The organism is uncultured Lamprocystis sp. (assembly GCF_903933125.1).
Classification (GTDB): domain Bacteria; phylum Pseudomonadota; class Gammaproteobacteria; order Chromatiales; family Chromatiaceae; genus Thiodictyon.
Genome location: NZ_CAIZIZ010000435.1, coordinates 1 through 9,650 on the forward strand (window position 1 = coordinate 1; position 9,650 = coordinate 9,650).

Annotated in this window: 7 protein-coding genes and 1 pseudogene; 1 reads left to right on the plus strand and 7 read right to left on the minus strand. The window is 63.9% G+C overall.

Translation table 11 applies throughout. The features are described from left to right. Positions 1–274: 274 nt before the first annotated feature. The 7 genes and pseudogenes from QZY03_RS23350 to QZY03_RS23380 form a co-directional block, all read right to left on the minus strand. Positions 275–3,934 (minus strand): hypothetical protein, encoded by a 3,660-nt coding sequence (locus QZY03_RS23350; protein ID WP_295585078.1) that lies wholly within the window; start codon positions 3,932–3,934, stop codon positions 275–277. A gap of 353 nt (positions 3,935–4,287) precedes the next feature. Continuing rightward, a complete protein-coding gene (locus tag QZY03_RS23355) occupies positions 4,288–5,412 on the minus strand; it encodes a fructose-specific PTS transporter subunit EIIC (protein ID WP_295585080.1) in 1,125 nt (374 codons plus the stop codon). A gap of 14 nt (positions 5,413–5,426) precedes the next feature. Continuing rightward, a complete protein-coding gene (gene pfkB, locus QZY03_RS23360; protein WP_295585082.1) occupies positions 5,427–6,380 on the minus strand; it encodes a 1-phosphofructokinase in 954 nt (317 codons plus the stop codon). A 14-nt stretch (positions 6,381–6,394) separates the two neighbouring features. Next, positions 6,395–7,051, minus strand: coding sequence for a putative PEP-binding protein (locus QZY03_RS23365; protein WP_363168830.1), 657 nt, complete (start codon positions 7,049–7,051; stop codon positions 6,395–6,397). Further along, positions 6,982–8,490: an HPr family phosphocarrier protein gene (locus QZY03_RS23370; RefSeq protein WP_295585084.1), complete on the minus strand. Its 1,509-nt coding sequence runs from the start codon at positions 8,488–8,490 to the stop codon at positions 6,982–6,984. The genes QZY03_RS23365 and QZY03_RS23370 overlap by 70 nt, the downstream gene beginning before the upstream one ends. A 30-nt stretch (positions 8,491–8,520) precedes the next feature. Beyond that, on the minus strand, positions 8,521–8,697 hold the full coding sequence (locus QZY03_RS23375) for a carbohydrate porin (protein WP_295585086.1): 177 nt from the start codon (positions 8,695–8,697) through the stop codon (positions 8,521–8,523). Positions 8,698–8,747: 50 nt separating this feature from the next. Next, positions 8,748–9,068, minus strand: a pseudogene (locus QZY03_RS23380) (carbohydrate porin); the annotation flags it as partial. Positions 9,069–9,184: 116 nt separating this feature from the next. Between QZY03_RS23380 and QZY03_RS23385 the strand changes: the two are divergent. Then, a complete protein-coding gene (locus tag QZY03_RS23385) occupies positions 9,185–9,538 on the plus strand; it encodes a hypothetical protein (RefSeq protein ID WP_295585090.1) in 354 nt (117 codons plus the stop codon). Positions 9,539–9,650: the final 112 nt, after the last annotated feature.

A 9,650-nucleotide genomic window follows, 5' to 3' on the forward strand; every position in this document is an offset into this window, starting at 1 on the left:
CTCAACCTCCAGAGACCCGGGCGACGCGACTGGAGGCCGACGCTTTAGCGGGCGGCGGTGCCGCGTCCGGCTGAAGCCTCGACCGCTGGTCTGTTGTGCGCGTGCATGATCATGGTTCCGGCCGCGACTCTGACCAGTTCCGAGATTTCTTGACACGATTAACAAGATTTACAAGATTGAACATAGATAAAATCTTGTAAATCTTGTTAATCCTGTCTGAATGTATTGGCTTCGCGCTCGCCATGCTGTTCGGAACCGCCCCCGAGTCGGTAGATTATTTCCCGGAAACCACCTTGCAGCAGAAGATAGCGGGTCTGCGGCTCCCCGTCGCGCAGTTGCTCCGGTAGGCCCGGTTCGGGCATATCGGCCGGGTTGGTATTGGCTGTCCAGGTGTTTTGGCCGTTGCAGTCGTCACGGGATGGATGTGCTCAGGCGGCGGCGTTGCTGGCTCTCCCAGTGTCGCCATGGCATCCAAGCCGTCACCCTGGGCCCAACAGGATTCCGGAAGCACCATAAGAAAATTCAACGGGATCCAGCACTCATTGGCCTCGCCAATAAGACGCCGAAACTGAACGGGGTCGAGATCGTCCCAGATTATCCCGGATTCGCAACTGAGGCTGGCATGGAAGATCAATCCCTGAGCGAGCCACTTCGAGTGTACATCGCTCGCATTTCGCCACAAGCTTAATAGTACCCCGAGGCTAGCGACCGGAGAGTCGAAAACATTCTCAATGTAATACTCGCCTACAGGGAATCCCCGGTATGCGATAGAGTGGTCGAATGGTAGACCATGTTCTGGTCGATAGCTAAGATCGGCGTCTGTCACGCCGTTATCCTCCCAGCGCTGCTCGGCTTGTTCCCAATCAGTGCGGTCGCCAAGACGACCATCACAGGCAGCAGTGATCAGCATGCGCAAATCGGTACCTTGTGCGAGCGCCGTATGGCACGCTTGCAAGGGCCATGATAACGATCCGCCAATTGCGCTGGACAAAAAAATGTCATGGTCAAGACCTCCTTCTGCCAACTCTGCCAACTTGTCCAATATCGTCCCCAACGCTTCCTTAGACGGAGCCATAGCGAAATTCCGCGCAGCAGCCAGCCAATGCCACTCCCGTCGGGCGCCCGGAGGAACTGTGCGCCCTTGGCCACTGTGTCCTTGGATTGGAATAAAAGACAAGCAAGAATTCTCCGGCAATCCCTCCAATCGGCAACTAAGTACACGATCCCTGAATCTGAACATGGCCTCCCATCTTGCCCACACAGGGGTGGCTTTCAGCCAGCCATGTGGCTTTGATCCAAGTCCAAACTGGATGATCTGCACGGGATGCAATTTTGGCACTGCTTCGCGCCAACGTTTCCCCAGCCATTCACCTCCTTCCAAATCGGTAGCCGCTCGAAAAATCATGAGCGTCTCCGCCGAATCCTTGGGCCATTGGGCATCTGCCAGTGACCGCGCCCAAACGTAGCCCCTGCCAACCAAGCGTAGCAAGACCCGCCATGCCCCAAGCCGCCGCTCTGCTTCTCCGTCGGCCAGGCGATTGCGGATTTCCTGTCGGTAGGCATCTTCCAGCGCCGGTTGGTATTGCTCGGCGATACGGATCTGTTCCTCGCAGGGCGGCAGGTCCATGAGGCGTAACGCCAGCCGCGCGAAGAGCTTCAGCTTGGCCGGCTGACGTGCGACTGCGCCGTCCTCCAGTATCTCCAGTGCCAACTGCGAGCCGGCCAGGGTTGCCCGCTCCAGATCCCCGCCCCCGGGAACGCCTTCGCCCTCGTTGAGTTCGCAGCACAACGTATGGAGGGTATCGCGCAGGTGTTGGCGCTCGTGGAAGCAGCGGCCGGCGGCAAACAGAAAGGCGTTGCGCCAATGTGCGGCAGGGGCGATTGCGCACAGGCGATCGGCTACCTCTGCGTCTGAACCATTGGTCAAGTATTGAGCGGCCATGAACTCTTGGAGCGAGCGGACCTCGAATCCGACGGCACCCTCCCTGGGTGCCACCAGAAACACGAGGCGATGCAGCGCGGCCTCGGTGATTGCGAGGGTCAACTCAGCGCGCTCGGCATCGGCATGCTCTTCGTCGACCAGCCGTTGGTCCACCAGGGCGGCGAACGCTGCCGCGTCCAAGGTGGCGTCAGTGCCACCAGCGCGCTCCGATTCGACTTGGAGGCGGAGTGCCACACGCTGGTGAATGACGTCGATATCGGTCTGGTACTCGCTCAGCAATCGGGCGGCGAGGATATCGCGCTGTCGTTCACGATCATATATCACCCGGTAATACTCGCTGAACAACCGCCAGCGCTCCCGCGGCGGCTCGCCCGCACTGTCTACCAACAAGGTCATGATGGCCACTTGCAGTGGACTGTGCATGAGTCGGGCGGTGGCTTCCTCGGCCCCGGCCCGGTGCAGGCGGGTCAGCACTCGATCCACCCGGTCCGGGTCGCCCCCCCCCCAACGTTCCTTCGCCAGGCGCTCGGCATAATGCAGTGCGCGATTCACATCCAGCGGCAGGAGTTGACGGTGACGGTAATAACGGGCGGCAAAATCGTCGTTGTAGCCTTGGGGTCGGGAAGTAGCCACCAGCAGCAGATCGGCATTGGCGTTGTGGGCGATGACCAGGAAATCCTGGATCGAGTCGAGAACCTGAGACCGGTTAGATGACGCTGGAACCTCGTCCAGTCCGTCCAAGACCAGCAGCCAGGGGTAGGCTCCCAGCCAGAGATGCAGATCATCGGCGTCGATATCGCGCTCGGCGCAACTTGCGATGCGTGCCCGCAGGTAGGCGAAAAGCGATGGCACAGTCTGTTCCGCCAGTGCTTTGGCGAAGTGGTTGAGGACCACCCGCAGCGGAAAACGTGGTACCGCGGGTAGGGCCAGTGATTCGGCGTCGCACTGGTCACGGATCAGTTCGCAGGCGTCCATCACCTCCGGGGGCGGGGACGAGTTGAGGTCGAGTGCGAGCAGGGCTGCTCGATGGACCTGACATAGGAATTGACTCAGGGTGCTCTTGCCCTGACCGGGACCGCCAATCAGGACGACCCGCCCCGGTACCGTTGTTTTGCGCAAGTCGAAGGGGGCACTCTGTTCCCGGCGGGGGTTGGACGCTGGGTCCAGGCGCTGGGCAGCAAGGGCAAGTAGGTCGGTCATCGCCCTAACAGGGGTGGTTTCTTGGGTCTCCTCCTCTTCTTCAAACGACGATTCGTCGTTTTCTGGGACTGAAGGAGGCAGCCCATCCTTCCAAGTCTCCTTACTCACGGGTAGATCGACAAATACCCGTGCTAAAGGGGTGCGGTCCGCCTCGCGATGTCCAGCTTGGCCGAGATTCACATACTGGTCGGCGCGTAGCTCATTGTGAATGAAGGTGCGCATCACGGCGCGGAAATCCGGCTGTCGTCGCGGCATCTGCTCCAGCACCGCGGCCAAGACGTCGCCCGCCGTGATCCAGGCGGTGTAGGCAGTCCGCACCGACGACTGGCACTCCAGTAAGGTGCAGATCTGATCATAGTCCCAGATCCGAAACCCCTTGAGGCCATGCTTGCGGCACCGCTCGTTCAGTAGCGCCGTAACCTTGTCTTTTCCGCCCGTCTTGGCTACCGGCGTCAAGATGACGTTGGTGGCGAAGAGGTAGTAGTCAGGACTGCGTAGTCCGCGCTTGGTATCGGAAAACTTCGCCAAGTCTTTCTTCAACTCGGCCAGTGCCCAAGCGACATCATTGCCGCCGCCTATCTCTCGCTGCCGAAATTTGGCCTGAACCACCAGATAGCCGTCCCAGGGCGTGTCCCGGTCGGGAAAGGGCATACGCCCCTCGAAGGTCGCCTCCCGACCACCGTCCGGCCCGTCGCCGAAAACCACGATGCCGGGGCCGATGACGGCCGCAGCCAATGCCTGGACAAGTTGCTCAAAAGAACGGGGGGAGAGGCGGGAGAGGTCGTAATCCATGGTCGATCCCTGTGCTGGCCGCTTTGGCCGGATATCTGTCGGTATTTGCCGCGAAAGAATACTGGATTTCAACCGACTGCGGAAATCGAGCTCCGAGAAGTTCAGGGAAGGTGATCGGCGATTACTCGATATCCCATCAGTATAGAACGCTTGACCGCGCTAGTTTGGGATCGTGTCGAGCGGACCGTCTTCGGATTCAATGGCGTCTTGCTCGCGGGTCCGGATGAGCTGGGGTCGGACTCGCATTCGCCGGACGCAGAAACCCGGACCAGCGAACTCAGTCCCAAAAAAGACCCGGCGATAGCCGGGTCATAACATCTCCCATTCGAGAGACGAGGAGGACGCGATCGTGTCTATCCTGTTACGCAGGCCGAGACGAGTACCGGCTTGGGCTCATTCAGCGACGGCTTGAGGATGAGCAGCGCGATGGTGGTCAGCAGAGTGCCGACGACGATCGCCAGAGCATACCAGGCCAGATGGGTCACCGCGTTCGGGATGGCCAGGACGAAGACGCCGCCATGGGGTGCGCGCAGCCCGACCGCGAAGTACATGGACAGGGCGCCGGCCGCGGCCGAGCCCAGGACAGCCGCCGGAATGACTCGCAGCGGATCCTTGGCCGCGAAGGGAATGGCACCCTCGGTGATGAAGGACAGACCCAGCACGCCGGCCGCCTTGCCGGCCTCGCGCTCAGCCTGGGTGAAGCGGTTGCCGCCGATCAGAGTCGCCAGTGAGATGCCGAGCGGCGGAGTCATACCCGCTGCCATCACCACCGCCATGGGCATGAAGGTATCGCTGGTCAGCAGACCCACGGCGAAGGTGTAGGCCGCCTTGTTGACCGGACCGCCCATGTCGACCGCCATCATGCCGCCGATCAGGCCGGGGGTGAGCCCCGGACGGTCCGCGATGGAATAGGCGATGTAGCCCGACAGGATCGGCACCATGAGCTTGAAGGCCGCACCGCCGCCGATGGCCATCAGGGCCGCCGCCAGGGTTCCCTCCTCCTTGAAGGCCTCGATACCGAAGACGAATGACAGAGCAATGCAGAGCCCGCCCGCGACCACGATCGGCAGCATGTAGGACACACCGGTCAGCAGGTGCTTGTAGGAACCCTCGAGGCGGCTGCGGGTCGTCGCTTTGGCGGCGGTCGCCGTGGGGGCGGTGCCGCCGGCCAGGGTCGCCTCGACCTTGGCCCGCGCGATCAGGTCAGCCGCGCCCTTGACCGCGGCGCCGACCGAGGTCGTATAGAGCGGCTTGCCGGCGAAGCGCGCGGGATCCACGTGGGTATCGGCGGCGATGATCACCAGATCCGCCGCGGCGATCTGCTCCGGGGTGAGCTGATTCTTGGCGCCGACCGAGCCCTGCGTCTCGACGGCGATCTCGTCCCCCGCCGCGGCCGCGGCCTTCTTCAGCGCATCCGCGGCCATGAAGGTGTGGGCGATCCCGGTCGGGCAGGAGGTGACTGCGATCAGTTTGGCCATCGGGTTCTCCGAAATCAGTTCTGGCTAAGCGGTTGTATCTGGACGCGGGCGGCGTAGGCGTCGATGACCTCGGCGCCGGGCAGGTGGGGGCCGACCTCGCCCAGGGTGCCCAGCGAAAAGGCGGTGGCGAGCCGGGCGCGGCCAGCCAGGTCGAGCCCGCCCAGGGTGCCGGTGACGATGCCGGCCACCATGGCGTCGCCGGCACCCACGGTGCTCTTGACGGTGATGGCGGGCGGGACGGCGAACACGGCCGCCTCGCGTTCGACGAACAGGGCGCCCTCGGCCCCCATGGAAACGGCCACCAGGCCAACCCCCCGCTCGATCAGCGTCCGGGCGGCGGCGAGCACGTCCGCCTGGGACACCAGGGGTCGACCCATCAGCTCGCTCAGCTCATCGATATTCGGCTTGATGACATCCGGTCCGCCGCCGACCGCCGCGGCGAAAGGTTCACCGCTGGCGTCGAGCACCACCGCTTTGCCCTTGCGCTTGAGACGCTCGACCAAGTCCGCGTAGATGCCGGTCGGCACCCCGGCCGGAACGCTCCCTGAGAGCACGAACCAATCGGTTCCGGCGCACAGGGTCTCGATGGTCTGCATGAGTTGATCGAGATCCGCGGGCGTCGGCGACAACCCCGGAAAGTTGATGTCGGTGACCTGATCCAGGACCGCATCGACGATCTTGACGTTGACCCGGGTGCGTCCCGGCAGGCGCACGCACCTGTCTTCGATCCCCTTGCCGGCAAACAACGCGGCAAACGGCTCGGCATTGGCGCTGCCGAGCAGACCGGTCACGGTAACCGCGAGTCCGGCATCCGCCAGGAAAGAGGCGACATTGACTCCCTTGCCGCCGGCATCGGACTGCTCCCAGTCGACCCGATTGACACGGCCCGCGGTGAAGTTGGACACCCGCACCGTCTGATCGACGGCCGGATTCAGGCTCAGTGTGACGATACGTGTGGTGTTGGTCATCTCCTGCCGCTCCATTAACTCAGCCGCCGCACGGCAGCCGCGTTGTCGCAAGCCAGGGCGCGTGCGGCCAGGCCGCGGGCCTGCTCCAGACTGAAGCCCCGGATCTGCGCCTTCACCGCCGCGATGCTGGGAATACTGACCGACAGTTCGCGCACGCCCAGCCCGGTCAGGATGACGACCCCCCGCGGGTCACCGGCAATCCCGCCGCAGACCCCGACCCAGATGCCGGCCTGGTCGGCGGCACGCACCGTCGCGTCGATCATGCGCAGCACCGCCGGGTGCAGCCCATCCGCCTGACGTGACAAGAGCGGATGCATCCGGTCCACGGCCAGGCAATACTGGGTCAGATCGTTGGAACCAATGGAGAAAAAGTCCACTTCACGGGCCAGTTCCGCGGCCATCATGACGGCGGACGGGACCTCGATCATGATCCCGATCTCCACCGGATCGGCATTGAGTTCCAGTCGCACTTCCTCGGTCAGTGCCTTGGCGCGTTTGAGCTCCTCCAGGGTCGAGACCATTGGATACATGATGCGCACCGGACCCGCCGCGGTAGCACGGAAAATGGCCCGCAACTGGGTGCGGAACAGCGCCGGACGGTTCAGACACAGACTTGGTCGCCGTCGGTTGGCGCCAGGACCAGGGTTCCGCTGTTGCCGTCGAGGACGCAGAGGGTCCCGTCGGCCAGGTCGAGCACCGAGTCGCCGGCCCCGACCAGGGCCGGGATGCCCAGAGAGCGGGCGATGATGGCCGTGTGCGAGGTAGGCCCGCCGCCCGCGGTGCAGATGCCCAGCGCCAGGGCCGGATCGAGACGCGCCGTATCGGATGGGCTCAGTTCGTCCGCGACCAGGATGACCGGGGTGTCCGGCGGCTGCGGGGCATCCTCGATGCGCTCGGCCAGAGTGCGCAGGACGCGCCGCCCGACATCACGCAGATCCAGCGCGCGGGCGGCCAGCAGCGCATCGGTCTGACCGGCCAGGGTCTTGGCCTGCTGTCCGTAGCTCTGCTCCCAGGCATAGCCGGCGCTGCGGGCGTCATCGCGAATCAGGGTCCGGGCCGTCTCGATCAGGCCCAGATCCTCCAAAAATTCAGCGTGAGCCAGGAAGATGGCGGCCTTGCCGACGCCGGCTTGGGTCTTGACCTCCTGATAGAGTTCGGCCAGCTCGCGCTTGGCGGCTTCGATGGCGCGGTCAAGCCGGATCAGTTCGGCGGCGGGGCCGCGGGCCGTAGCCGCCACCACGATCTTGCCGCGCTGGTAGCGCCACACCGGCCCCAGCGCCAGCCCCGGCGAGGCCGCCACCCCGATCAGGGCGCGACCCTCCCAGGCGATCGGCGGCTGCTCGAAGGGCGCCGCGCCGGCTGCCGCTTCCTCCTCTTCACCCAGGCCCGCCGTGATGGCCTCCTGCAAGGCCGCCAGCGCCGCGTCCGCGTCCGGGCCGACGGCCATGACGCGCACGGTCGCGCCCCCTTCGACCCCCAGATTCAAGAGCGCGATCAGGCTTTTGGCATCGCCGACGCGGTTGCCGTGACGTACCCGGATGGTCGCCGCGAACCCCTTGGCAATGCCGACCAGCGTCGTGGCTGGACGCGCGTGCAGCCCATGCGGACCGGCAATGGCCAGGTCGACGAAGTTGGCGAAATCCTCGGGCTGGGTCTGCGGCACCGGCCGCTGCGCTGCCGCCGCGCCGGAGGACAGACGCCGCTCGATGTCCTTCGGGTCCGTGGTCATGGCCAGGCGTGCGGCCTCGTCCGCGTCACCCAGAACGTCGGTCAGGTTGGACAGGATCTGCAAGTGCTCGTCCGACTTGGCGGCGATCCCCACCACCAGGTGCACCCGGTCGCCCGGATTCCACTCCAACGCCGCCGGGATCTGCAGGACGGCCACCCCGGTTTTCTTGATCAGGCCGCGGTCTTTCGGGACCCCGTGCGGGATCGCGATGCCGTTGCCGAGAAAGGTGTTGGCCACCTTCTCCCGGGCCAGCAGGCTGTCCACGTAACCGGGCTCGATGTGTCCGGCCTCGACCAGCACCTGGCCGACCTGACGAATGGCGTCAGTCTTGTCCGCGGCCGTAGCGCCCAGGCGCACCGCTTGAGAGTCTAGAGCGATCATGCCGTTCCTCCTATGCTATTATTCAAACACTTAGAGCGAAACACCGAACTGCATCCCGATCACCGTCGCATCGGGAATATCCCCGGTTCCACCCGGCTGGTGGACGTATTGGATATCCGGCTGGAGGTAGGCGAACTTGGTCAATTGGATGCGGTAACCGAGTTCAAAGATCCATTCGAAATTCGGATCACCCTGCCCCAGGGCCACTTGTTGCGCCGCGTAGTCGTCGCTCAGCTTGCCGTAGGTGGTCCCGAAGATCAGGTAGCGAATAGGATGAGCCCCTGGTCCGAACCGACTGATTCCTGCGTAACCTGTTGGTCCATCTGGGCGTAATAGCGAATAAAGGTACTGGTGACGGTATCCGTATTGAAATCAGGCATGTCGAATGAGACGTTGTTCAGACCCAGGCCGAAATGCCCAGGTCGGGAATTCCATTTCCATTTCCAGTCGAGCTGAGCCATGATCGAGAGGCCGTCACTCGGACGGAAGGTGAAGTCGACGCCGTGTTTGTCCGGATTCCACATCTGCTCGGTGAGCTGATAGGCGCCAATCATGGCCTGGAAATTCTCGGTCGGAGCGTTTTGGCGGGGAGACGGACGTAGCGCCCCTGCGGGTTCTGACCCGCGATACCAGTGCCATCGGTGGCCCCGCGGCGCGGCACGGCCGGGCCTTCACGGCAGCCACCGGGGTCCCCGTGGAACTGTCGCGGGTGCCCTTCGCCGATCTGTATGAACAGATCATGCTCGGCTTCGTCACCGGCACCTTGCCCTTCGACGCCCTGTTGATCCCATCCGCCTGGCTGCCGGACTTCGCCCCCTACCTGACCCCGGTCCCGGAGTCCATCCTGGCCAGCCCGGTCGTCGACGACATCCACCCCATCTATCGTGATGCCCTGATGCGGTGGGGTGATCAGTGGAAGGCCCTGACCATCGATGGCGACCTGCACTTCACGGCACTGGAAGACCAGCTCGATCTGGTCATGGCAGGCCACGTGACACCCGCGCAGGGATTGCGCGCGGCAGCGCGCGCATGGGAGGCACGGCCTTGATCGTAATCCCGGCCAGCGGCCTGCGTAGTCAGGGCTTCCAGCCCTGACGGTGTCAGGCCAGGATGGCCTGACTACGCACCCGGCGAGTCCAAGTGGCCGGAGTCTTGATCAA